General features: G+C 73.4%; 18 protein-coding genes. 12 read left to right on the top strand and 6 right to left on the bottom strand.

Annotated features, from left to right (window positions below; all coding sequences use genetic code 11):
• The first annotated feature begins 3 nt into the window (after positions 1-3).
• The gene (locus ACFYZL_RS10175; protein ID WP_388677811.1) at positions 4-1557 is read left to right on the top strand and encodes an acyl-CoA synthetase; all 1554 of its coding nucleotides are present in this window, start codon (positions 4-6) and stop codon (positions 1555-1557) included.
• 12 nt (positions 1558-1569) lie between these two features.
• On the opposite strand, the gene ACFYZL_RS10170 is transcribed toward ACFYZL_RS10175, so the two are convergent.
• A complete protein-coding gene (locus ACFYZL_RS10170; RefSeq protein ID WP_388677808.1) occupies positions 1570-2373 on the bottom strand; it encodes a hypothetical protein in 804 nt (267 codons plus the stop codon).
• A gap of 63 nt (positions 2374-2436) precedes the next feature.
• On the opposite strand from ACFYZL_RS10170, the gene ACFYZL_RS10165 reads away from it, so the two are divergent.
• On the top strand, positions 2437-3576 hold the full coding sequence (locus ACFYZL_RS10165) for a calcium:proton antiporter (protein WP_388677805.1): 1140 nt from the start codon (positions 2437-2439) through the stop codon (positions 3574-3576).
• A gap of 32 nt (positions 3577-3608) precedes the next feature.
• On the opposite strand, the gene ACFYZL_RS10160 is transcribed toward ACFYZL_RS10165, so the two are convergent.
• Positions 3609-6047: a penicillin acylase family protein gene (locus ACFYZL_RS10160; RefSeq protein WP_384744054.1), complete on the bottom strand. Its 2439-nt coding sequence runs from the start codon at positions 6045-6047 to the stop codon at positions 3609-3611.
• Positions 6048-6201: 154 nt separating this feature from the next.
• Here ACFYZL_RS10160 and ACFYZL_RS10155 point away from each other — a divergent pair, with 154 nt between their 5' ends.
• Entirely contained in the window at positions 6202-7800 is a 1599-nt protein-coding gene (locus tag ACFYZL_RS10155) for a fatty acyl-CoA synthetase (protein WP_388677802.1), read from the top strand.
• 210 nt (positions 7801-8010) lie between these two features.
• Here ACFYZL_RS10155 and ACFYZL_RS10150 read toward each other — a convergent pair whose 3' ends face one another.
• The 3 genes from ACFYZL_RS10150 to paaK form a co-directional block, all read right to left on the bottom strand.
• A complete protein-coding gene (locus tag ACFYZL_RS10150) occupies positions 8011-8877 on the bottom strand; it encodes an oxidoreductase (RefSeq protein ID WP_384744057.1) in 867 nt (288 codons plus the stop codon).
• 69 nt (positions 8878-8946) lie between these two features.
• Positions 8947-9798, bottom strand: a complete 852-nt coding sequence (locus tag ACFYZL_RS10145) for a YhjD/YihY/BrkB family envelope integrity protein (RefSeq protein WP_384744058.1) — start codon at positions 9796-9798, stop codon at positions 8947-8949.
• Between the two features lie 92 nt (positions 9799-9890).
• Positions 9891-11198, bottom strand: coding sequence for a phenylacetate--CoA ligase PaaK (gene paaK / locus ACFYZL_RS10140; RefSeq protein ID WP_388677798.1), 1308 nt, complete (start codon positions 11196-11198; stop codon positions 9891-9893).
• Between the two features lie 107 nt (positions 11199-11305).
• On the opposite strand from paaK, the gene ACFYZL_RS10135 reads away from it, so the two are divergent.
• Entirely contained in the window at positions 11306-12157 is an 852-nt protein-coding gene (locus ACFYZL_RS10135) for an alpha/beta fold hydrolase (RefSeq protein WP_384744061.1), read from the top strand.
• 602 nt (positions 12158-12759) lie between these two features.
• Here ACFYZL_RS10135 and ACFYZL_RS10130 read toward each other — a convergent pair.
• Entirely contained in the window at positions 12760-14391 is a 1632-nt protein-coding gene (locus tag ACFYZL_RS10130; protein ID WP_388677794.1) for an acyl-CoA synthetase, read from the bottom strand.
• Positions 14392-14564: 173 nt separating this feature from the next.
• Between ACFYZL_RS10130 and ACFYZL_RS10125 the strand changes: the two genes are divergently transcribed.
• The 8 genes from ACFYZL_RS10125 to ACFYZL_RS10090 all read left to right on the top strand — a co-directional run bounded on the left by ACFYZL_RS10125 (position 14565) and on the right by ACFYZL_RS10090 (position 23314).
• A complete protein-coding gene (locus tag ACFYZL_RS10125; protein ID WP_384759123.1) occupies positions 14565-15365 on the top strand; it encodes a crotonase/enoyl-CoA hydratase family protein in 801 nt (266 codons plus the stop codon).
• Between the two features lie 351 nt (positions 15366-15716).
• Positions 15717-16676, top strand: coding sequence for a Zn-ribbon domain-containing OB-fold protein (locus ACFYZL_RS10120; protein ID WP_384752413.1), 960 nt, complete (start codon positions 15717-15719; stop codon positions 16674-16676).
• A complete protein-coding gene (locus ACFYZL_RS10115) occupies positions 16676-17746 on the top strand; it encodes a thiolase domain-containing protein (RefSeq protein ID WP_384752410.1) in 1071 nt (356 codons plus the stop codon). The genes ACFYZL_RS10120 and ACFYZL_RS10115 overlap by 1 nt, the downstream gene beginning before the upstream one ends.
• Complete coding sequence (locus ACFYZL_RS10110) at positions 17743-18918, top strand: thiolase domain-containing protein (RefSeq protein ID WP_384752407.1); 1176 nt, start codon at positions 17743-17745, stop codon at positions 18916-18918. The genes ACFYZL_RS10115 and ACFYZL_RS10110 overlap by 4 nt, the downstream gene beginning before the upstream one ends.
• 121 nt (positions 18919-19039) lie before the next feature.
• The gene (locus tag ACFYZL_RS10105; RefSeq protein WP_376659906.1) at positions 19040-19267 is read left to right on the top strand and encodes a DUF397 domain-containing protein; all 228 of its coding nucleotides are present in this window, start codon (positions 19040-19042) and stop codon (positions 19265-19267) included.
• 127 nt (positions 19268-19394) lie between these two features.
• Positions 19395-19862, top strand: coding sequence for a hypothetical protein (locus ACFYZL_RS10100; protein WP_388677789.1), 468 nt, complete (start codon positions 19395-19397; stop codon positions 19860-19862).
• Positions 19863-19886: 24 nt separating this feature from the next.
• Entirely contained in the window at positions 19887-20294 is a 408-nt protein-coding gene (locus ACFYZL_RS10095; RefSeq protein ID WP_384752401.1) for an ACT domain-containing protein, read from the top strand.
• Between the two features lie 92 nt (positions 20295-20386).
• Positions 20387-23314, top strand: a complete 2928-nt coding sequence (locus tag ACFYZL_RS10090; protein ID WP_384752399.1) for an ATP-binding protein — start codon at positions 20387-20389, stop codon at positions 23312-23314.
• Positions 23315-23563: the final 249 nt, after the last annotated feature.

Genomic DNA, 23563 nt, shown 5'->3' with positions numbered 1-23563 from the left:
AGCGTGACCGACCAGCCCCCCAACGGTTTTTGGGCCCAGGCCGCAGCAGACCCCGGGCGGATCGTACTCGTCACCCCCGAGGGCGAGGAGTGGACCGCCGCCCGGCTGCACGCCGACGTCAACCGACTCGTCCACGGCCTGCGCGCCGCGGGGATGGAGCACGGCGACGTCTTCGCGGTCGTCCTGCCCAACGGCGTCGAGTTCCTCACCGCCTACCTCGCCGCCGCCCAGGCGGGTTTCTACCTCGTCCCCGTCAACCACCACCTCGTCGGCCCCGAGATCGCCTGGATCGTCTCCGACTCCGGCGCCAAGGTCCTCGTCGCCCACGAGCGCTTCGCCGACGCCGCCACCGCCGCGGCCGACGAGGCCGGCCTGCCCACGAGCCACCGCTACGCCGTCGGAGCCGTCCCGGGCTTCCGCCCGTACGCGGAACTCCTGGAGGGGCAGCCCGCCACGCCCCCGGCCGACCGCACCCTCGGCTGGGTCATGAACTACACCTCCGGCACCACCGGCCGCCCCCGCGGGATCCGCCGCCCGCTGCCCGGCAAGCTCCCCGAGGAGACGTACCTCGGCGGCTTCCTCGGCATCTTCGGCATCCGCCCCTTCGACGACAACGTCCACCTGGTCTGCTCGCCGCTCTACCACACGGCGGTGCTCCAGTTCGCGGGCGCGGCCCTGCACATCGGGCACCCTCTGGTCCTGATGGACAAGTGGACCCCCGAGGAGATGCTGCGCCTGATCGACCGGCGGGCCTGCACGCACACCCACATGGTCCCGACCCAGTTCCACCGCCTCCTCGCGCTCCCGCAGGCCACGAAGGACGCGTACGACGTCTCCTCGATGCGGCACGCCATCCACGGCGCCGCGCCCTGTCCCGACCACGTCAAGCGGGCCATGATCGACTGGTGGGGCACCTGCGTCGAGGAGTACTACGCCGCGAGCGAGGGCGGCGGCGCCTTCGCCACCGCCGAGGACTGGCTGAAGAAGCCCGGAACCGTCGGCAAGGCCTGGCCCATCAGCGAACTCGCCGTCTTCGACGACGACGGCAACCGGCTGCCCCCCGGCGAACTGGGCACCGTCTACATGCAGATGAAGACCGGCGGCTTCAGCTACCACAAGGACGAGGGGAAGACGAAGAAGAACCGCATCGGCGACTTCTTCACCGTCGGCGACCTCGGGCTGATGGACGAGGAGGGCTACCTCTTCCTCCGCGACCGCAAGATCGACATGATCATCTCCGGCGGGGTCAACATCTACCCGGCCGAGATCGAGTCCGCCCTGCTCTCCCACCCGGCCGTCGCGGACGCCGCGGCCTTCGGGATCCCGCACGCGGACTGGGGCGAGGAGGTCAAGGCCGTCATCGAACCGGCCGAGGGCTTCGAGGCGAGCGACGCGCTGGCCGCGGAGATCCTGCGGCACTGCGAGCGGCAGCTCGCCGGCTACAAGCGTCCCAAGACCGTCGACTTCATCGCGACGATGCCCCGCGACCCCAACGGCAAGCTGTACAAGCGGCGGCTGCGCGACCCGTACTGGGAGGGCCACGACCGGGCCATGTGACACGACCCCGCGTCACCAGTGGGTGAAGTCGTGCACCGAGGCGCAGTACGGATCCGGCGCCTCGGTACGCGTCCACCCCAGCTCGTCCCGCACGAGGGAGTCCAGCGCGGCCATCAGCCCGGTGTGGCCGCCCTTGACCCGGCCGTCGCGGTCGCGGAGCGAAACGTCCAGGCCGACCCGCGCGCCCCCGTCCTCGGGGTCCGCGTACAGGCGCACCGTGTCCGCGTCGATGTGGAGGAATCCGCCGAGCCGCGGCCCCTCCTTCCGGCCCCCGTCGAACGACCGGAACATCGACACCGCGGAGTGGAGCGCGTCGCCGAGGTCGTACGAGGGCTCCTCGCAGAAGCGGAGCGTCGCGTCGCGGGCGTCGACCACGGGGATGCCCAGGCCGTCCCGTGCGCGGCCCGGCCCGTCAGTGGGGCCGGGCCCGACGGCCAGGCTCCGCAGCACCGCGACGAGAACGCTCCACGGGATGTTGCCGCCGGCCGGGTGCACCAGCGGCAGGTCGTACGCCACCGAGCCCGCCGTGTCCGCGCCGTCCCACAGGACGACCCGGGTGATGTCCGGGCGCCCCGGCGGGGTCAGCACGCCCCGCACCGGCCACCCGTCGGTACCGCCAGGCGGCCGTGAGACGTGGCGCAGCATCGCCCAGACCACGATGCGGTGGAGGTCGTCCAGATCGTCCTCGGTGTATCCGGCGGATCCGGTGTGTCCGGTGTACGCGGGATCGGGCTCCTCGGAGGTCATGGCCCAGTCTGCGGCGGACCAGGGGCCGGGCCGCTCCGCCACGCCCGGCGGAACCGTGAGAAGGGACACGTCGGGGCCCTGGAGGGGCTCCTTGCACCGCAGCGGGGGGATGGTTCTGGCAAGTTGGCGTATATGAGTACGGCAACCCGCAAATCGCCCCTGACCGACTGGACCGTCCTGGTCCCCGTGGTGGCGCTCGTCGCCCTCGTCTTCAGCTGGGGACGCGAGCTGCCCTCGCTCGGGGTGGCCCTGGTCGCGCTCTGCCTCGCGGGCGCGGTGCTGGCGGCCGTCCACCACGCCGAGGTCGTGGCCCACCGGGTCGGCGAACCCTTCGGATCCCTCGTGCTCGCCGTCGCCGTCACCGTCATCGAAGTGGCGCTGATCGTCACCCTGATGATCGACGGCGGCGACAAGACCGCCTCGCTCGCCAGGGACACGGTCTTCGCCGCCGTCATGATCACCTGCAACGGCATCGTCGGCCTGTCCCTGTTCGTGGGCGCCCTGCGCAACCGGGTCGCCGTCTTCAACCCCGAGGGCTCCGGCGCCGCCCTCGCCACCGTCGCGACCCTCGCCACGCTCAGCCTGGTGCTGCCGACCTTCACGACCAGCAAGCCCGGACCGGAGTTCTCCACCGCCCAGCTGACCTTCGCGGCCGTCGCCTCGCTCGCCCTGTACGGCCTGTTCATCGCCGTCCAGACGGTCCGCCACCGGTCCTACTTCCTGCCCGTGGAGTCCGCGAGGCCCACCGGCTCGGCGGGCGCGGACGGGGGCGCGGACGGGGACGGTGACGGTGACCACGAGGCGGAGCGGCCCACCCCCCGCGCCGCCCTGATCAGCGTCGGCCTGCTGCTCGTCGCGCTCGTCGCGGTGGTCGGCGACGCCAAGTCCGTCTCCCCGACCATCGAGAAGGGCGTCGCGGAGGCCGGCCTGCCGAACGCCGTCGTCGGTGTGATCATCGCCTTGCTCGTGCTGCTGCCCGAGACCCTGGCCGCCGTCCGGGCCGCGCGCCGCGACCGCGTCCAGACCAGCCTCAACCTGGCCTACGGATCCTCCATCGCGAGCATCGGACTGACCATCCCCGCCATCGCGCTGGCCTCGATCTGGCTCTCGGGCCCGCTGCTGCTGGGCCTCGGCCCGACCCACATGGTGCTGCTCGCCCTCACCGTCGTGGTCAGCGCCCTCACCATCGCCCCGGGCCGCGCCACCCTGCTCCAGGGCGGAGTCCACCTCGTGGTGCTGGCCGCGTACCTCTTCCTGGCCGTGAGCCCGTAGACGGCACGACCGGGAAGAGGGACCGGCGGGCGTCAGCGCCGCTCGCGCGGCCACACCACCTTGAGCTTCGGCGAGGTGAGGATGTCCCGCTCGCAGAACCGCGAGGTCACCCAGCGCTCCGCCGAGAACAACCGGGTCTGGTCGGCGTGGTACGGCGAGTCCGGGTTCGAGGACTGGCTGTACGTCAGCAGGGTGCGGGCCACCGGGCAGCGGCCGCCGTCCCAGCCGACCGCCTGGATGTGGCTGGAGCCGTGAACGACCTCGGGATAGCCGCCGGCCGCCGCGTTCCAGGGCGCCTCGATCTTGTTCCAGACGCCGAGGGCCTCCGTGCCGCCGCCCACCGGGAGCCGCCGGCCGTCGCGGACCACGAACTGGTGCTCGCCCAACGGCGCGTCCAGCGCGATCCCGGCCGCCTTCAGCTCCACCACCGTGTCCGCGAGCGCCCGCCCGATGCCCGGCGCCGCCTGGTTGAGCGTGCGGGGCGTGCGCACGGGATCGGCCGGCGAGAACGGCACCAGCCACAGGTCCTTGGGCGCGGTCGACGCCGTCAGCCTGCGCCAGAACCGGTCGAAGAGCAGGGCGCCCCGGCTGGAGGAGTCCGCCGTACGGTCCCACGCGGCCAGTACCCCGCAAGCCGCCGAGACGTCCACAGCCGTGCCGTCGCCCGCCGTCGCCGAACCCCCGGGGAGCGCGGCGCACGCCTTCGCCGCGTCGGCCGCCGCCAGGTCACCGGCCGGCACCCGGTTCGCGAACTGCTGCCGCTCCAGGTCGGCCGGCTTCAGCCCGCCCTTGGCGGCCATCGCCGACACGTCCTCGACCGCGCCGCGCGTACGCATCGACCGCGGGGTGGAGACATTGCCCCAGATCCGCTCGTAGCCGGTCAGCGGCCGATCGGCATTGGCCAGCCAGGCACTGTCATTGGAGTTCTCGGCGTACGGGGCGTCCCGCAACGTCGGTGCCTTCGCCGGGCCGAACACGCCCGGCTGCACCGCGTCGGGATCCGTGCCGAGCGCGCAGTCGGTGCGCGAACCGTCCAGCACGGCCAGCCCCGAGGCGGGGTACGTGGCCCGGCCCAGCGGGGTGGAGCAGCGTGCGGCCAGCTCGTCCGTGATCCGGGGGAGCACCTGGGACTGCGTGAAGAGGGTGCCGCCCGCGGAGTCCGCGGCGACCGTGTTCACCCAGGGCAGCCCCTGGGTGGTGGCCAGGGCCTCCTGGATCCCGGCCACCGAACGGGCCTTGCCCATGGCCAGGGCGGTGTCGGAGCCCCGCAGGTTCACCGCGTTCGGGTCGTTCAGCGCGTACGCCGTCTGCGCGGTCCAGGGCAGTGGCAGGCCCGGGCCCAGACCCGTGATCACCGGGCCGTAACGGGTCCACCACTGGGTGCGGGTGACCGGATCGCCGCCCGCCACCGGGACGGTGACGGTGCGCCGGGTCATCGCCTCCGGCTTGCCGTCGACCAGGTAGGCCGTCGGATCGGACGGGTCGAGGGCGAGCTGGTGGAGGTTGACGGGGGTGCCGGTGGCCACCGTGTGGCTCCAGGCCACCTTCTCGTTGAAGCCGATGTTGACCACGGGGGTGCCCAGGAGGGAGCCGCCCGAGACGTTCAGCTCGCCCGGGATGGTCTGCTGCGACTGCCAGAAGCGGCGGCCGCCCTGCCACGGGTAGTGCGGGTTCCCGAGCAGCAGACCGCGGCCGTTCGCGGTGGTGGAGCCGTTGAAGGCCACCGCGTTGGAGCCCATGTCGTACCGGGAGGTGTCGAAGAACTCCCGCGCGGCCTCCGCCGCTGCCACCGGATCCGTCTGCTGCGGGGCAGCGGTACGGGCGCCGGGCGCGGGCGCGGCCGGGGGCTGCGCGGCCGTGACGGCGTCGATCCCGCGCCCCTGGCCCCCGAGGACCGAGACGGCGAAGCCGCGGGCCGCCACGTCCGTGGCGGTGACCGGACGGACCCAGCCGGCGCCCTTGCAGGCCGGGTCGGTGATCTTGTTCTGGGCGAGCCAGGCGTTGTACCCGGCGGCCCAGCCGCGCATCAGCTCCTTGAGGTCCTTGCCGGGACCGGCCGGAGCGGGCGTCGCGAGGAGCTTCTCCACCGTGCCGGATTCCCGGACGCCCTTGAAGTACAGGTCACTGGAGAGGTTCCGGGTGGCGGAGGAGAGGGATCCGTCGGGCGCGGCGTCCGGGCCGAACCAGCGCGAGCGCTCCCCGGCGAGGGTCACGAACCCGTCGGCCAGCACGCACACCTGGTCGGCGGCCTGCGCCCAGCCGGTGCCGAAACCGAGGTGCGCGTAGTCCTGGGCGAGGATGTGCGGGATGCCGTTCTCGGTGTACCGGATGACGGCGGACAGGCCGCCGCCGGACGGCATCCGCTCCCCGGTCGCCGCCGAGGCCGGTGGCGCCGCGGCAGCGGCGGCGAGCAGCGCGGCACCCGCAAGGGCGACGCGCCGGAGTATCGGACGTGTGCTGAGGTGCAACATGCCTCCCAAGTAGCCTGCGGATGTGCGTGATTGCCGTTGCGACGGGCGGTGCGTCAGTGCCCCCACACTCATGCAGTCGGTCCGATGATCTGTCAACATCCCGTTCGGTATCCCGGTTATTGACCTTGGGCGTACGGGGCATGAGGATCGCGCCATGACGCCAGAGCAGGCAGTGCGGGCAGAGCGGTCAGGGCAGGCGGAGCGGGCGGAGGGCGCTGACGGCGCCGACGGCGCGGAGCGGGCCGTGCGGGACCGGACGGTCGACGGACTCGTGCGCCACAGCGCGCGCCGGGTGCCCGACCGGGTCGCCGTCCGCTACCGCGAGCGGACCTGGACCTATACGGAACTCGACGCCGCCGCCACCACGGGCGCCGCCCTCCTGCGGGAGCGGTACGGGCTCTCCGAGGGCGACCGGGTCGCGACCTTCGCCCACAACTCCGACGCCTACCTCCTCGCCTTCCTCGCCTGCGCCCGCGCCGGGCTCACGCACGTCCCCGTCAACCAGAACCTCACCGGCGAGGACCTGGCGTACATCCTGGACAACAGCGCCGCCGCCCTGGTCCTGGCCGATCCGGACCTCGCCGGGCGGATCCCCGACGGGTACCGGGTACGGCCGCTGCGCGACGCCGACGGATCCTTCCTGGCGGAACTGGCCGAGCCGCTGCCCTTTGACGGCCGGAGCGAACCGGACGGGCTGGCGCAGCTGCTGTACACCTCCGGGACCACGGCCCTGCCCAAGGGCGCGATGATGACGCACCGGGCGCTCGCGCACGAGTACGAGAGCGCGATCGAGGCGCTGGACCTGGCCGAGGAGGACCGGCCGGTGCACTCGCTGCCGCTGTACCACTCGGCGCAGATGCACGTCTTCCTGCTGCCGTACCTCGCGGTGGGGGCGAGCAACACCATCCTGGACGCGCCGGTCGCCGAGCAGGTCTTCGACCTCGTGGAAGCGGGGGAGGCGGACAGCCTCTTCGCCCCGCCGACCGTGTGGATCGGCCTGGCGAACCACCCCGACTTCGGGCGGCGCGAGCTCGGAGCGCTGAGCAAGGCGTACTACGGGGCGTCGATCATGCCGGTGCCGGTCCTGGAGCGGCTGCGCGAGCGGCTGCCCGGGCTCGGCTTCTACAACTGCTTCGGCCAGAGCGAGATCGGCCCGCTGGCCACGGTGCTGGGGCCGGACGAGCACGAGGGGCGGATGGACTCCTGCGGGCGGACGGTACGGCACGTGGAGGCGAAGGTCGTCGACGAGGACGGCAAGGACGTGCCGGCCGGTACGGCGGGCGAGGTGGTCTACCGCTCGCCGCAGCTGTGCCGCGGTTACTGGAACGACCCGGAGGCGACGGAGAAGGCCTTCCGGGACGGCTGGTTCCGCTCGGGCGACCTCGCGGTGCGGGACGCCGAGGGCTACTTCACGGTCGTGGACCGGGTCAAGGACGTCATCAACTCGGGCGGAGTGCTGGTGGCCTCCCGGCAGGTCGAAGACGTGCTCTACACACACCGCGGGGTGGCCGAGGCGGCGGTGGTCGGGCTGCCGGACGAGCGGTGGATCGAGGCGGTGACGGCCGTGGTGGTACCGCGCGGGGAGGTGACCGAGGCGGAGCTGATGGCGTACGCGCGGGAGAAGCTGGCCCACTTCAAGGCCCCGAAGCGGGTCCTGTTCGTGGACGCCCTCCCGCGCAACGCCAGCGGCAAGATCCTCAAGCGCGAGCTCCGCGACCGCCTCGCCGAACGCCCGGCGCCCGGCTCGGCCTGACGCGTACGCGTACCGCGGCCTGCCAGGGCTCGGTTCCCGGACCGGTGCTCCGGCCGGACCCCGGACCCGGGACCCCGGACCCCGGGCCCGGGACCCCGGACCCCGGACCCGGGACCCGGCACCGCCCCCGGCCTCGGACCGGCGCCCGGGCGCGGGATGCGGGCTCGGGCCGGTGTCACGGGGGCTGTCCGGTACGAGGGGGTGTCGGGGTCAGGAGTCGAAGTCCGTCCCGCGGCTGGTGGGTTCCCAGGCCAGGGCCTCCGCGCGAGCGGCATCCGCGTGGGACAGGATCGCGTCCAGCGCGTCGTTGCCCAGCGCCAGCCGCAGCGGCGTCTGCTCGGCGTCCAGCGCGGCCAGGATCGCCGCGGCCGCCTTGACGGGGTCGCCGGGCTGCTTGCCGTCGCTGTCCGGCAGGCCCCTGCGCACGCCGCCCACCGTGTCCGCGTAGGCCGCCAGCTCGGTGGCGGTCTGCTGCAGCGCGGCCCCGCCCGCGAAGCCCGTACGGAACGCCCCCGGCTCCACGATCAGGGCCTTGATGCCGAAGGCCGCGACCTCTCCGGCGAGCGCCTCGGTCAGCCCCTCCAGGGCGAACTTCGTCGCCGAGTACGCCCCGACCCCGGGGAACGACAGCCGTCCGCCCATGCTGCTCATCTGGACGACGGCACCGGACTTGCGGGCCCGCATGTGGGGCAGCACGGCGCGGGTGAGCGCCGCCGGGCCGAAGAAGTGCAGGTCCATCAGGTCCCGGAGTTCGGCGTCCGAGGTCTCCTCCACGGCCCCGATCAGGCCCCGGCCGGCGTTGTTGACCAGGACGTCGATCCGGCCGAAGCGGTCCACGACCTCCGCCACGGCCGCCTCCGCGCGCGCGACGTCCGAGACGTCCACGGCGAGCGGCACGAGCCGCTCCGGGTGCTCGGCCGCCAGAGCTTCGAGCGACTGGGTGCGGCGGGCCGCCGCGACCACGGTGTCACCGGCCGCGAGCGCGGCCTCGGTGAGGGTCCGGCCGAAGCCGGACGAGGCCCCGGTGATCAGCCAGACCCGGCCGGCCGCTTCACCCGCGGCATGCTGCGTTGTCATCAATCCCCCTGTGAATCAAGCATGTTGACGGCGGTGCGGACCGATCCTGCCATCAGTGGAGCGGTGCGGTCAGCCTGTTTCCGGATCATGAGGAGGTCCCCCGGAGGAGAGGGGTCCCTCGCGCCGCAGGCGCGTCAGCGTGAGGTGCTCGTGGACGAGACGGCCGACGAGCGCCCCGCCGTAGACCACGAAGCCCACCCCGACCAGCCAGGACTGCACGACCAGCAGGGTGCCGAAGGGGCCGTACGTCACGGCGTTCGACGCGATCAGCGGGGAGAACACCAACTGCGAGAAGACCCGCAGACCCAGCAGCCCGAGGCTCGTCGCCAGCGCGCCCGGTACCAGCGCCCGCCAGCGGACCCGCCCGCAGAGCAGCAGCCGCTGCGAGGCGACGAAGAACAGGCAGGTGCCGACCAGGTCGCTCAGGGTGCCCACGACCGTGCCGTACACACTGTGCGACGGCGCCGGGATCCCCACCAGCAGGCCGAGGTAGCAGACCAGCAGGGCCAGCCAGACGACGTGCCGCCACATGGTGTGCCAGCGCGCGGTCGGCAGGTCCCAGACCTTCTCGTAGCCGGTCTGCACGGCGGAGCCGAAGGTCAGGCCGAAGACGGCCAGCGCCGCGAGACCGAAGGCGGTGGTCCGCTCCAGCGCCAGGTCCGCCGCGCCGAACAGCAGCTCGACCCGGTTGCGGGAGGCCCGCGTCACCCCGAGCGCCTGGCCGAGCCAACGGCCGAACCCGGAACCGCTGCCGGGTGCGGCGGCGGCCACGACGATCAGCAGCGGCACCAGGGTGAGGAAGCCGAGGGCCGCGAAGCCCATCGCCCGGTGCATGAGCTCCATCTCCCGGCCTCGGCTCCAGGCCAGACCGGCAGGGGAGCCCTGGAGCCGGTCGTAGAGCTGCCGGATGATCGAGGTCACGCCTCATGCCCTACCCGCGCGGACGACCCCCCTCCCGGAAGGGACCCCGAAGTGGGCCCGAAAGGGTGGTTTCCCCCGGCCGCGGGCGCGTGTCACTCCGCCGCGGAACGCCGCAGGTCCACCAGTCGCTTGATCTTCCCCACCGAACGCTCCAGGGTCTCCGGGTCGACGACCTCCACCCGGACGGAGACCCCGACGCCCTCCTTGACGGCCCGCACGACCTCGGCGGCCGCGGCGGTCCTCCGGTCGGAGTCCGTCTCACGGCGGGCCTCCACCCGCACCGTCAGCGCGTCCAGCCGGCCCTCCCGGGTCAGCCGCAGCTGGAAGTGCGGAGCGAGTCCGGCCGTCCGCAGCAGGATCTCCTCGACCTGGGTCGGATACAGGTTGACCCCGCGCAGGATGATCATGTCGTCGCTGCGGCCCGTGATCTTCTCCATCCGGCGGAAGGCGGGCCGGGCCGTACCGGGCAGCAGCCGGGTCAGATCCCGGGTGCGGTAGCGGATCACCGGCATGGCCTCCTTGGTGAGGGAGGTGAACACCAGCTCGCCCGGCTCCCCGTCCGGCAGCACGTCGCCCGTCAGCGGGTCGACCACCTCGGGGTAGAAGTGGTCCTCCCATATGTGGAGCCCGTCCTTGGTGGACGCGAACTCCTGGGCCACGCCCGGGCCCATGACCTCGGACAGCCCGTATATGTCCACCGCGTCGATGCCGAGCCGTTCCTCGATCTCCCGGCGCATCTCCTCCGTCCACGGTTCCGCGCCGAAGATGCCGGTCCGCAGGGAGGTGGCGCGGGGATCGATGCCCTGGCGCTCCATCTCGTCCAGCAGGGTCAGCATGTAGGAGGGCGTCACCATGATCACCTCCGGTTTGAAGTCCTCGATGAGCCGGACCTGCCGGTCCGTCATCCCGCCCGAGGCGGGCACGACGGTGCAGCCGAGGCGCTCGGCACCGTAGTGCGCGCCGAGGCCGCCGGTGAACAACCCGTAGCCGTAGGCGATGTGCACGACCTGGCCGGGCCGGCCGCCCGCCGCCCGTATGGACCGGGCCACCACGTCCGCCCAGGTGGAGAGGTCCCCTTCGGTGTACCCGACCACGGTGGGGCGCCCCGTGGTGCCGCTGGAGGCGTGGATGCGGCGGACCTCGGAACGCGGTACGGCGAACATGCCGAACGGGTAGTTGTCACGGAGGTCGGTCTTGGCGGTGAAGGGGAACAGGGCGAGGTCGGCGAGGGAGCGGCAGTCGTGGGGATGCACGCCCGCCTTGTCGAAGGCCTGGCGGTAGAACGGCACGCGCTCGTAGGCGTGGAGCAGCGTCGCACGCAGCCGTCGCAACTGGAGGGCGGCCAGCTCGTCGCGGCTCAGCCGCTCGCCTTCGTCGTGGAGATCCGCGTGCACCGCCATGTCGTCACCTCATCCTGAACGAACCGAACGATCATTCGGTAGATTGCCAGGTCCGCCCGAGCCAAATCAATGACTCGAACGAGTGATCGTCTGTTGTGATGGTCCGCATGCCTACCTTCACCACGTATGACGGAACCGAACTCGCCTACCACTTCAAGGGTGGGGGTGAACCGTTGGTCTGCCTCCCGGGCGGCGCCATGCGGGCATCGGCCTACCTGGGTGACCTCGGCGGACTGGGCGCCGGACGGCGGCTGATCCTGCTCGACCTGCGCGGCACGGGCGACTCCGCCGTGCCCGCGGACGAGTCGACGTACCGGGTCGACCACCAGGTGGCGGACGTCGAGGCGCTGCGGGCCCATCTCGGGCTGGAGCGCATGGACCTCCTCGCCCACTCCGCGGGAGGCAACCTCGCCCTGCTCTACGCGGCCGCGCACCCCGACCGGGTGCGCCGGATCGTCCTGGTCACCCCCACCGCCTGGGCCGTGGACCTCCCGGTCACCGCGGAGCACCGGCTGGAGGCGGCCCGGCTGCGGGCCGGCACCGAGCTGTACGACCGGGCCATCGAGGCGTACGAGGGGATCCTCGGCGGCGGCGCCGACGGTGACGAGGCCTGGGAGGCGGCCGCGCCGCTGTTCTACAGCCGGTGGGACGATGCGGCCCGGGCCGACTGGGCGGCGGGTGCGGAGGATCAGAACGAGAAGGCGGCCGGGGCCTACGCGGGGCCGGGCGCCTTCGACCCGCCGGCCACCAGGGCGGGGCTGCGGCGGGTCGAGGGGGAGGTCCTGGTGCTGGCCGGCGGGCTGGACGGGAACCCGCGGCCGGCCCTCGCCGGGCAGGTCGCGGAGCTGTTCGCGCGGGGGGTGGTGGACGTGCAGGCGGACGCGGTGCACTTTCCGTGGCTGGACGACGCGGGGTGGTTCTCGGCCCGGGTGGAGCGGTTCCTGGCCTCCGGCCGCTGAGTCTGGCGGAGCCGGTGCCGGTGCCGGTGCCGGTGCCGGGGTCGGGGTCGGTGCGCGGCGGGCCGGGTCGGGCGGGGCGGTACCGGTGCGCGGCGGGCTTGGCGGGGCCGGGTCGGGCGGGCGGTGCCTGTGCGGGGCGGGGTGCCGCTGCGCGGAGCAGCTCCCCGCCCCGCCCTTCCACCGTTCCCCGGGGCTCCGCCCCGGACCCCGCGCCTCAAACGCCGGCGGGGCTGGGGTGTGCCCGGGCGGGTGGGCGGCGTCGGGCATTCCCCTGCTGCGGAATCCACGCGAAGTCGTCAGCGGCCTGGCCGCCCCCCCCCCCCCCAACCCCGGGGGGGGGGGGGGGGGGGGGGGGGGGGGGGGGGGGGCCGGCGGCGCCGTTGCCGGGTGCTGCCCCGGGCCCGCGGCAAAGCGCCGGCGGGGCTGGGGTGTGCCCGGCCGGGTGGGTGGGTGCGGCGCCCCTGCAGGCGCTGCGCCGGGCCCCGTGGCGAAGCGTCGGCGGGGCTGGGGTGTGTTCGTCGGGGTGGGTGGGTGCGGGGCTCTTGCCGGGGCCCCGCACCGGAGCCCGCGCCTCAAGCGCCGGTGGGTGAACGGATTGCCGGTCAGTCGGTCGTGTCGGCTTGCGTGGCTATCGATTTCGCCCAGCGGTAGTCCGCCTTGCCGCTCGGGGAGCGTTGGATGGCCGGGGCGATCACCAGTTGGCGGGGGATCTTGTAGCCCGCCAGCTTCGTGCGGCAGTGCGACTGGATCTCGTCGAGGGTCGGCTCCGGGGCGCCCGCCCGGATCTGGACCACCGCCGCCACGTGGTTGCCCCACTTCGGGTCCGCGACGCCCGCGACCAGCGCGTCGTACACGTCCGGGTGGGACTTCAGCGCCTGCTCGACCTCCTCCGGATAGACCTTCTCGCCGCCCGTGTTGATGCACTGCGAGCCACGGCCGAGCACCGTCACGATGCCGTCCTCGTCGACGGTCGCCATGTCGCCGAGCAGGACCCAGCGTTCCGAACCCCGCCGGAAGAAGGTCTCGGCCGTCTTCGCCGGGTCGTTGTAGTAGCCGAGCGGTACGTAGCCGCGCTGCGCCAGGCGCCCGGGAACGCCCACCTCCACCGGCTCGTGCGTGACCGGGTCCACCACCTGCGTACGCTCGTTGACCTCCAGCCGGAAGCCCTTCTCCGGGCCCGAGTCGTCCGTCGCGCGCCCGTTGGAGCCGGATTCGGAGGATCCGAAGTTGTTCAGGAGGAGCACGTTCGGCGCCAGCCGCTGGAACTCCGCCTTCACCGTGTCCGACATGATGGCGCCGGACGAGGAGACGCTGAAGAGGGAGGAGAGGTCCGTGCCCTTCAGCGGCCCGTTCAGGGCGTCGATGAGCGGCCGCAGCATCGCGTCGCCGACGAGGGAGACGCTGGAGACCTTTTCCTTCTCGATCGTGCGCAGCACCTCCTCCGGCGCGTACTTGCGGTGGATGACGATCCGCTGGCCGTAGTTGAAGGCCACGAACGACGTCAGGGTCGAAGTGCCGTGCATCAGCGGCGGCGCGGGGAAGAAGGTGAGACCGGCGCCGCGCGCCGCGACCCGCTCGGCCAGTTCCTCGGGCCGCTTCACCGGCTCGCCCGACGGCTCGCCACCGAACAGCCCCGCGAAGAAGAGGTCCTCGGCCCGCCACATCACGCCCTTGGGCATGCCCGTGGTGCCGCCCGTGTAGATGATGAACAGGTCGTCGGGGCTGCGCGGCGGGAACCCCCGCTCGGGTGAACCGGCGGCCTCGGCGTCCTCGTACGGGACGGGGGCGATCGCGGGCTCCGGTGCGCCCTCGGGGGTGGCGCCGACCCGGATCAGGTGGCGGAGCTTCGTGGTCTGCGGGAGCGCCGCCGCGACCCGCTCGGTGAACTCTCCCTCGAAGACGAGCGCCGCGAGATCGGCGTCGTTGTAGAGGTAGACCAGCTCCTCCTCCACGTACCGGTAGTTGACGTTCACCGGTACCAACCGGGCCTTCAGGCAGGCCAGTACGGTCTGCAGGTACTCGACCCCGTTGTAGAGGTGCAGGCCCAGGTGTTCGCCGGCCTTCAGGCCGCTGTCGAGCAGGTGGTGCGCGATCCGGTTCGCCGCCATGTCCAGTTCGGAGTACGTCAGACGGCGCTCGGCGCCGGTGCCGGGGTGGTCCACGTACACGAGGGCCTCGCGGTCCGGGACCACGTCCACGACCGACTCGAACAGGTCGGCAAGGTTGTACTCCACCGTTCCTCCTGACGCGTGACGCGCATGGCTGGTCTGCTCGGCGGTCATTAGAGCGCCGTCGAAGACAACTGGGAAGGGCGCCGCCCAAGAAATCTGACTGGGTGTCAGAAAACTATTGAACTGCACCCGCCCCTACTGCAACCTGTTCTAGGTCTTGAGACGGGAGGACGGCAATGGGTGGGACGGAACACCTGACCGTGGAGCGGCACGGTGCCACGCTGGTGCTGACCATGAACAGGCCCGAGGCGAAGAACGCGCTCTCGCTGCCGCTTCTGGTGGGCCTGTACGACGGCTGGCTCGAAGCGGACGCGGACGACGAGATCCGCTCGGTGGTGCTGACCGGCGCGGGCGGGGACTTCTGCGCCGGCATGGACCTCAAGGCGCTCGCCGGCAAGGGCATGGCGGGCGACTCGTACCGCGACCGCCTCAAGGCCGACCCCGACCTGCACTGGAAGGCGATGCTGCGCCACCACCGGCCGCGCAAGCCGGTGATCGCGGCGGTCGAGGGGTACTGCGTGGCCGGCGGGACGGAGATCCTCCAGGGCACCGACATCCGGGTGGCGGGGGAGGGGGCGACCTTCGGACTGTTCGAGGTCAAGCGGGGGCTCTTCCCGATCGGCGGCTCCACGGTGCGGCTGCCGCGCCAGATCCCGCGCACCCACGCCCTGGAGATGCTGCTGACCGGGCGCCCGTACTCCGCCGAGGAGGCGGCCCGGATCGGACTGGTCGGGCGGGTGGTGCCGGCCGGCACGGCGCTCGATGCCGCGCTGGAGATCGCGGAGCAGATCAACGCGTGCGGGCCGCTGGCCGTGGAGGCCGTGAAGGCCTCCGTGTACGAGTCCGCCGAGCTGACGGAGACGGAGGGCCTGGCGGCGGAACTGCTGCGGGGGTGGCCGATCTTCGACACGGCGGACGCGAAGGAGGGGGCGCGGGCGTTCGCGGAGAAGCGGCCGCCGCTGTACCGCCGCGAGTAGCCTCTTGCGGCGCTGCCGCCGCGGTGCGCGGGCCGCCGTGCCGTGCCGTGCCGTGGCGTGTGAGGGTGCGGCGCCGCTGCCGGGGCTCTGCCCCGGGCCCCGCGCCTCAATCGCCGGCGGGGCTGGGTTCTGCCCCGGCGGGGCGTGCGCATGGCCCGGCGGGGCCGAGGGATCGGGACTCTGCCCCGGGACCCCGCGCCTCAAACGCCGGCGAGGCTGAAGCGGGCCCGGCGAAGCCGGAGTTGGCCGCCGGGGCGGGGACCGTGCAAGACGTCAGACGGGGGAGTGGGCCCGCCCGGGCCCGTGTGCATCGACCGCCCGTACCGGAATCAAACGCATCGGAGAGCCACCATGACAGCTGCCTCCCCACCGGAGGTGCTCCGCGCGCCCCTCGTCGTCGAGTTCCCCTTCACCCGGTCGCTCGGGCCCGTCCAGAGCGCCTTCCTGACCGGACTGCGCGAAGGCGTCGTACTCGGCGTCAAGACCACCGGCGGCGCGGTGATGGTGCCGCCCGTCGAGTACGACCCCGCCACCGCCGAGGAGATCCGCGAGCTCGTGGAGGTCGCGGACACCGGCACCGTCACCACCTGGGCCTGGAACGGCCACCCCCGGCCGAACCAGCCCCTGGACACCCCCTTCGCCTGGGTGCTGGTCAAGCTCGACGGCGCCGACACCGCCCTCCTCCACGCCCTCGACGCACCCGGCCCCGACTCCGTGCGCACCGGCATGCGGGTCCGGATCCGCTGGGCCGCGGACCGCATCGGGGCGATCACCGACATCGCCTGCTTCGAGCCGTACGAGGGACTCGACGTCGGCGAGGGCACCCCGCACGACGGGGCCTTCGACGACGCCGTCCACGGCATCGTCGCCCGCGCCCGCCTCGACTACACCTACAGCCCGGGCCGCGCCCAGACCGCCTACATCGCCGCCCTCTCCGAGCAGAAGACCGTCGGCGAGCGCTGCCCCTCCTGCCACAAGGTGTACGTCCCGCCGCGCGGCGCCTGCCCCACCTGCGGAGTGGCCACCACCGACCAGGTGGAGGTCGGACCGGCGGGCACCGTCACCACCTTCTGCATCGTCAACATCAAGGCCAAGAACCTCGACATCGAGGTCCCCTACGTCTACGCCCACATCGCCCTCGACGGCGCCGGCCTCGCCCTGCACGGCCGGATCGGCGGAATCCCGTACGACCAGGTCCGCATGGGCCTGCGGGTCGAACCGGTCTGGACCGAAGGCGGCCGCTACCCCGACCACTACCGACCCACCGGCGAACCGGACGCGGACTACGACGCGTACAAGGAGCTCATCTGATGCCGAAGACGCCGTCGAGGTACGCCCGCGAGGTCGCCGTCGTCGCCTTCGCGCAGAGCGACCACCGCCGCGACACCTCCGAACTCAGCGAAGTCGAGATGGTCATGCCGGTCCTGCACCAGGTGCTGGCCGCCACCGGCCTGAAGGCCGGGGAGATCGGCTTCACCTGCTCCGGCTCCAGCGACTACCTGGCCGGCCGGGCCTTCTCCTTCACCATGACCCTCGACGGGGTGGGCGCCTGGCCGCCCATCTCCGAGTCGCACGTCGAGATGGACGGTGCCTGGGCCCTGTACGAGGCCTGGGTCAAGATCCAGACAGGCGAGGCCGACACCGCGCTCGTCTACTCGTACGGGAAGTCCTCGCCCGGCTCGGTGCGCGACGTGCTGACGCGCCAGCTCGACCCGTACTACGTGGCTCCCCTCTGGCCCGACTCGGTGGCCCTCGCCGCCCTCCAGGCCCAGGCACTGATCGACGCGGGCGAGACCGACGAACCCGCCCTCGCCGCGATCGGCGCCCGCAGCCGGGCCGACGCCGAGGCCAACGCGCACGCCCAGCTGCGCGGCGCCGTCCCGCAGGGCGACTACCAGGTCGCGCCGCTGCGCACCGGGGACTGCCCGCCGATCGGCGACGGCGCCGTCGCCGTCGTCCTCGCGGCCGGCGACACCGCGCGCCGACTGTGCGAACGCCCCGCCTGGATCACCGGCATCGACCACCGCATCGAGGCCCACAGCCTGGGCGTGCGCGACCTCACCGACTCTCCGTCCACCCGCATCGCCGCAGAACGCGCCGGCGTCTTCGAGGCGGCGGTGGACACGGCGGAGCTGCACGCGCCGTTCTCCTCCCAGGAGGTCGTGCTCCGCAAGGCGCTCGGCCTCGGCGAAGAAGTCGCCGTCAACCCCTCCGGCGGGGCCCTCGCCGCCAACCCGATGATGGCCGCCGGCCTGATCCGGATCGGCGAGGCGGCCGCCCGCATCCACCGCGGCGAGTCCGACCGGGCCGTCGCCCACGCCACCTCCGGCCCCTGCCTCCAGCAGAACCTGGTCGCCGTCCTGGAAGGGGACGCTCGGTGAGCACTACGGGTAAAGAACCGGTCGCCGTCGTCGGGATCGGCCAGACCAAGCACGTCGCGGCCCGCCACGACGTCTCCATCGCCGGACTGGTCCGCGAGGCCGCGACCCGCGCCCTCGCCGACGCCGAACTGACCTGGGCGGACATCGACGCGGTCGTCATCGGCAAGGCCCCCGACTTCTTCGAGGGGGTGATGATGCCCGAGCTCTACCTGGCGGACGCGCTCGGCGCCGTCGGCAAGCCGATGCTGCGCGTGCACACGGCGGGCTCGGTCGGCGGCTCCACGGCGCTCGTCGCCTCCAACCTGGTGGCGGCCCGCGTCCACCGCACCGTCCTCACCCTCGCGTTCGAGAAGCAGTCCGAGTCGAACGCCATGTGGGGGCTGTCCCTCCCCGTGCCCTTCCAGCAGCCGCTGCTGGCGGGCGCGGGCGGGTTCTTCGCCCCGCACGTGCGCGCGTACATGCGGCGCACCGGCGCGCCCGACACGGTGGGCTCGCTCGTCGCCTACAAGGACCGCCGCAACGCCCTGAAGAACCCGTACGCGCACCTGCACGAGCACGACATCACCCTGGAGAAGGTCCAGGCGTCGCCGATGCTGTGGGACCCGATCCGGTACTCCGAGACCTGCCCCTCCTCGGACGGGGCCTGTGCGATGATCCTCACCGACCGCGCGGGCGCGGCCCGTTCGCCGAAGCCGCCCGCCTGGGTGCACGGCGGGGCGATGCGCAGCGAGCCGACCCTCTTCGCGGGCAAGGACTTCGTCTCCCCACAGGCCGGAAAGGACTGCGCGGCCGACGTCTACCGGCAGGCCGGGATCACCGATCCGCGCCGGGAGATCGACGCGGTCGAGATGTACGTGCCGTTCTCCTGGTACGAGCCGATGTGGCTGGAGAACCTCGGCTTCGCGGAGGAGGGCGAGGGCTGGAAGCTCACCGAGGCCGGCGTCACCGAACTCGACGGGGACCTTCCGGTCAACCCGTCGGGGGGCGTGCTCTCCACCAACCCGATCGGCGCCTCCGGCATGATCCGCTTCGCGGAGGCCGCCCTCCAGGTCCGCGGCCAGGCCGGGGAACACCAGGTCCCGGGAGCCCGCCGGGCCATGGGACACGCGTACGGCGGCGGCGCGCAGTTCTTCGCGATGTGGCTGGTGGGGGCGGAGGAGCCCACCGGCTGACAGGCCGCGGGGGGTGCCGGACCGGTCAGGGTGACCCACCGTGGCCTGTGCGGCACCCGCTGCGGTGGTTAACCTTGGCCCCGGACGACGTACCGGGAGGAGCACGCACGTGGCAGAGAGCATGACTTCACAGCCCCTCGCTGGCTGGGGGAAGCCGGACCTCGATCTCACCGAGGCGGACTGGCAGTCGAGCAGCCGGGGAGCGGGCGACGTCCAGATCGCCTTCGTGGACGGCTTCATCGCGATGCGCAACAGCGAGCGCCCCGAGAGCCCTTCGCTGATCTTCGCGCCGGACGAGTGGCGCAAGTTCGTACTGGGCGCGCGGGGCGGGGAGTTCGACCTCACGTAGGCGTCGCCCGCCCCGCCGTGACCCGCCGTCCGGCCGCTGGGCAGCGGGTCGCGGCGCATAAAGCCGTTGCCCGGCGATCGGTCGGCCCGCCACGATGGGCGCGTGACGATCAACCGCCGAAAGGGCGATGCCGCGTAGACGGCCGGGCGCGCTGCGCGCCGCACGAGGAGATTTCGAGGGCCGCCGGCCGTCCGCCTGGGCGCGGGAACTGCCGCCCGTGGACCGGCTGTCGCCCGCCGCGAGCGCGGAAGTCCACTGGGCGCTACGGGGCCGGGCCGACGAGGTCGAGACCCTGCTGAGCACGTACCGGGACTTCCTGCGCCGCCCGGGGAACGGACTCCGGCTCGCCCCGTCCCTGTGCGAGTCCTGCCCGGGCTGCGCGCGCGACGACGTCGCCCTGGTCCGGGACGAACTGGCCGAACTGTACCGAGGGCTCCCGCCCGGGGCCCGGCGCGCGCTGGGCCGCGTACTGCGCGCACTGGACGCGGAGTTCCGCCGCCGCACGATGCCGGCGTCCGTCCCCTTCCGCATCGGGCCCGACCGGCAAGGCCGCCCCTACGCCTGGTGGCACCGTCGCGTCTACGAGGGCACGTGATCGGCACCGCCTAGGCTGACGGCCATGAGCGGCGAGAGCGATCTGCGGAAACTGCTGAGCGGCATGCGGCCCGAACTGAACGACGGCGTCTACGTGTTCTGCACCGTCCCCGGCACCGCCGTCCCGGCCGGGACGGCGCCCGTGGCCACGATCCGGGAGCGCGAGGGGCTCACTCTCGTCCTGCGGCAGGAGGAGGCCGACGCGGCCGGGCTCGCCTACGACTACACCGCCGGCTGGATCACCCTGCGCGTCCACTCCGCGCTGGACGCCGTCGGCCTCACCGCCGCCTTCGCCGCCGAGCTCGGCGCACACGGCCTGAGCTGCAACGTCATCGCCGGCTACCACCACGACCACCTCTTCGTGACAGCCGACCGCGCCGCCGAGGCCGTCGCCGTTCTGGAGGGCCTCGCGGAGCGCTCCGCGAACAGCTGAAAAGAAGATCGGAAACTTTCCGACAGCAGGCTCCCTCCCGCTGTGCGCGGGCGTACGCTGATGCCCCCGAACAGGCCTGGGGGGTACCAGCCATGACGGAACGCCGGACCCGCATGCGGCGCACACTGGTCGAACGCGAGACCGAACTCGCCATCGTCGACGAGGCCCTCGACCTGCTCGCCGGCCCCGCACCGGACGGCGGCGGCGCACTCCTCGCCTTCTCCGGACCCGCCGGCCTCGGCAAGACCACCCTCCTCGCCGAACTGCGCCGCCGCGCCCACGCACGCTCCTGCACCGTCCTCGCGGCGCGCGGCGGCGAGCAGGAGCAGAGCCAGCCCTTCCACGTGGCCCGCCAACTCATCCAGCCCCAGCTCGCCGGGAACTCCGAACGGGAACTGCGCGCCGCCCTCGGCAGCTGGTACTCCATCGTCGGCCCGGCCCTCGGCCTCTGCGCCCCCGAACAGGGCTCACCGCCCGACCCCCAGGGCCTGCGCGACGGACTCGACTGGGTGCTCACCCACCTCGTCGTCAAGCGCGCCCCCGTGGCCCTCGTCGTCGACGACGCCCACTGGGCCGACCCCGAATCCCTCGAATGGCTCGCCGCGTACGCGCCCCGCGCCGAGCACCTCCCGCTGCTCCTCGTCGTCGCGTACCGCCCCGACGAACTGCCCGCGCACGCCGACGCCTTCCGTACGCTGCCCGGCCGCGCGGGACAGCGCCCGCTCTCCCTCTCGCCGCTCACCGAGCCCGCTGTGGCCGCCCTGGTCCGCGAGGCGATCGGCGACCACGCCGACGACGCCTTCTGCAAGGAGGCCTGGGCCGTCACCACCGGCAACCCCTTCGAGGCCGTCGAACTCACCGCCAAGATCCAGGACAAGGGGCTCGCCCCGGTCGAGGCCAGCGCCCCGCTGCTGCGCGACCTCGCCGCCGCACAGCGCGGCAGTGGCCTCGTCGAACGCCTCGAACGCCTCGGCCCCTCCACCGTCCGCTTCGCCTGGGCCTGCGCCGTCCTCGGCACCGCCATCCCGCAGGACCTCGCGGCCCGGGTCGCCGCCCTCGGAGCCGAGGAGGCCGTGGACGCCACGCGACGGCTGCGGGACGCCCGCATCCTGTCCGCCGCCGCCACCGAATCGTCCGTCTCCGAAAAGCGTGACGCGGGGCTGGAGTTCGTCCACCCGCTCATCGCCACCGCCCTGTACCGCGCCATCCCCGACGCGCTGCGCGTCGCCCTGCACGGCAAGGCCGCCGTGGCGGTCATCGACGCCGGACTCGGCCCCTCCGCGGCGGCCCGCCACCTCCTGGAGACCCACCCCGAGAACGACCCCTGGGTGGTGCGCATCCTGCGCGAGGCCGCAGGCGAGAACCTCCGGGCCGGGGCCCCCGAAGCGGCCCGCCGCCAGCTCGCCCGCGCCCTGCTCGAACCCCCCGACTTCGACGAACGCGCCGCCGTGCTCTACGAACTCGGCTGTGCCTCCTTGCTCACCGAACCGGCCAACACCGTCAACCACCTGCGGGCGGCCCTCGCCGAGCCCGTGGACGACCCCGCCCTGCGCCAGGGCATCGTCATCCGGCTCGCCCAGGTCCTCGCCCACAGCGACCGCCTCGCCGAGGCATCCGAATCCCTCGCGCGGGAGATCCCGAACACCCACGACGCACGCGCCCGGCTGCGCCTGCAGTCCGAGCAGTTCATGTGGGACGCCTTCAACGCCGCCGAGACCGACTCCCCGGCCCGCTCCCGCCGCCTGGCCCGGCTCGCCGACCGGCTGACCGGCCGCGACCTCACCGAGCGGTACGTCATCGGGCTGCGCGCCTGGGACGCCTGCCTGCGCGGCGAACCGGTGGACGTGGTCCTGCACCACGCCGGGCGGGTCCTGGAAAAGGGCTTCAGCTGGGCGTACGAGGACCGCGGCTTCGAGGTCCCCGTGCTCGTGGCCATGGCTCACATGTACGCCGACCGCCCCGGCCGGGCCGAAGATCTGTTCGAAGCGGGCACGGCCGAGTTCGAGCGGCAGGGCTGGCGCGGGGCACACCTCTCCTTCGGGTACAGCCTGCGCGCCTACATCCGCTTCCGGCGCGGTCGGCTCGCGGAGGCCGAGGAACTGGCCCGGGCCGGGCTGCAGCTCGCCGAGCGCGTGGGCCGCGGAACGCCCGTGCACTGGTACACCATCGCCATCCTGATCACGACACTGCTCGCCCGCGGCCGGACCGACGAGGCCTGGCAGCTGGCGCATGAGCACGAGTTCGGCCGGCCCTTCCCGGCGGCCGTGGTCTTCCCGGACTCCCAGACCGTGTACGCCGAACTGCTGCTGGCCCGGGGCGACGCGAAGGCCGCCGCGGCCGAGCTGGAGGAGGTCGACCGCCGGCTGACCCCGCGCGGCATCCAGAACCCGGCGTGGTGCCCGTGGCAGCTGCACCTCGCCCGGGCCGTGGCGGGCGAGGACCCGGAGCGGGCCCGTGCCCTGGCCGGCGACGCCCTGCGGCGGGCCCGCGCCTTCGGCGCCCCGTCGGCGATCGGCCAGGCCCTGCGCGTGGCGGCCGAGGTGGCGGCTCCCGCCGACCGGGCGGAGCTGCTGCGCGAGGCGGTGGCCCGGCTCGCCACGTCCCCGGCGGGATACGAACTGGCCCGGGCGCTCGCCGCCCTCGGCACGGAGCTGCGGGACGAGGAGCTGCTGGGGCGGGCCGTGGTGACGGCGCGGGAATGCGGAGCCGACGGCCTGGCGGCCGAGGCGGCCGGCATCCTGGCGGGCCCGGGCGGCGGTCCGTCGCTCGTCCCGCTCGGGGAGGACCGCCTCACGGAGGACGAGCTCCGGGCGGCGGAACGCGCGGTGCGGAGCGAGGCGGTGCCGGAGGCGCACGTGTCCGCGCACCCGACCGGGGAACCGGCGGCCGACCCGCATCCGGACCCGCACCCGGACCCGCACTCGGACGGGGCCGCGGACTGGGAGCTCTCCACGGCCTGCCGCAAGCTCGGCACCGACCTCACCGGCCTCCCGGCCGCCCTGGCGGCCTACGCGAGGTAGGCCGCCGCCCGCGGGGCGCACCCCGGTGCGCGCGTCCGGGGCTCGGGAGGGCTGCCGGAGCCGGCCGGCTTCGCCGCGCGGGGCGGCTGCCCCGGCCTCCGCGGCGGGGGTGGCGATCACCGCCGGTGGCGGTACACCGGCCCGCCCATCGCATTGAACGTGTTCACAGTGGGCGTGGTCGGATCACGCCCCGCCCGCGTCGAGGTCGCGCGACGCGCGCCACCGGTGACGGGCGGCCGGGATGAGGGG

This window comes from Streptomyces sp. NPDC001717, from assembly GCF_042892775.1.
Classification (GTDB): Bacteria; Actinomycetota; Actinomycetes; order Streptomycetales; family Streptomycetaceae; genus Streptomyces.
This window is presented reverse-complemented; position numbering and strand designations above follow the sequence as displayed.

Coding starts and splice junctions, on each gene's coding strand:
- ACFYZL_RS10165 (WP_388677805.1), top strand. CDS start 2,437: ATGAGTACGGCAACCCGCAAATCGCCCCTGACCGACTGGACCGTCCTG.
- ACFYZL_RS10100 (WP_388677789.1), top strand. CDS start 19,395: ATGCCGCGTAGACGGCCGGGCGCGCTGCGCGCCGCACGAGGAGATTTC.
- ACFYZL_RS10120 (WP_384752413.1), top strand. CDS start 15,717: ATGACAGCTGCCTCCCCACCGGAGGTGCTCCGCGCGCCCCTCGTCGTC.
- ACFYZL_RS10125 (WP_384759123.1), top strand. CDS start 14,565: ATGGGTGGGACGGAACACCTGACCGTGGAGCGGCACGGTGCCACGCTG.
- ACFYZL_RS10150 (WP_384744057.1), bottom strand. CDS start 8,877: ATGACAACGCAGCATGCCGCGGGTGAAGCGGCCGGCCGGGTCTGGCTG.
- ACFYZL_RS10090 (WP_384752399.1), top strand. CDS start 20,387: ATGACGGAACGCCGGACCCGCATGCGGCGCACACTGGTCGAACGCGAG.
- ACFYZL_RS10095 (WP_384752401.1), top strand. CDS start 19,887: ATGAGCGGCGAGAGCGATCTGCGGAAACTGCTGAGCGGCATGCGGCCC.
- ACFYZL_RS10135 (WP_384744061.1), top strand. CDS start 11,306: ATGCCTACCTTCACCACGTATGACGGAACCGAACTCGCCTACCACTTC.
- ACFYZL_RS10160 (WP_384744054.1), bottom strand. CDS start 6,047: ATGTTGCACCTCAGCACACGTCCGATACTCCGGCGCGTCGCCCTTGCG.
- ACFYZL_RS10115 (WP_384752410.1), top strand. CDS start 16,676: ATGCCGAAGACGCCGTCGAGGTACGCCCGCGAGGTCGCCGTCGTCGCC.
- paaK (WP_388677798.1), bottom strand. CDS start 11,198: ATGGCGGTGCACGCGGATCTCCACGACGAAGGCGAGCGGCTGAGCCGC.
- ACFYZL_RS10105 (WP_376659906.1), top strand. CDS start 19,040: ATGACTTCACAGCCCCTCGCTGGCTGGGGGAAGCCGGACCTCGATCTC.
- ACFYZL_RS10155 (WP_388677802.1), top strand. CDS start 6,202: ATGACGCCAGAGCAGGCAGTGCGGGCAGAGCGGTCAGGGCAGGCGGAG.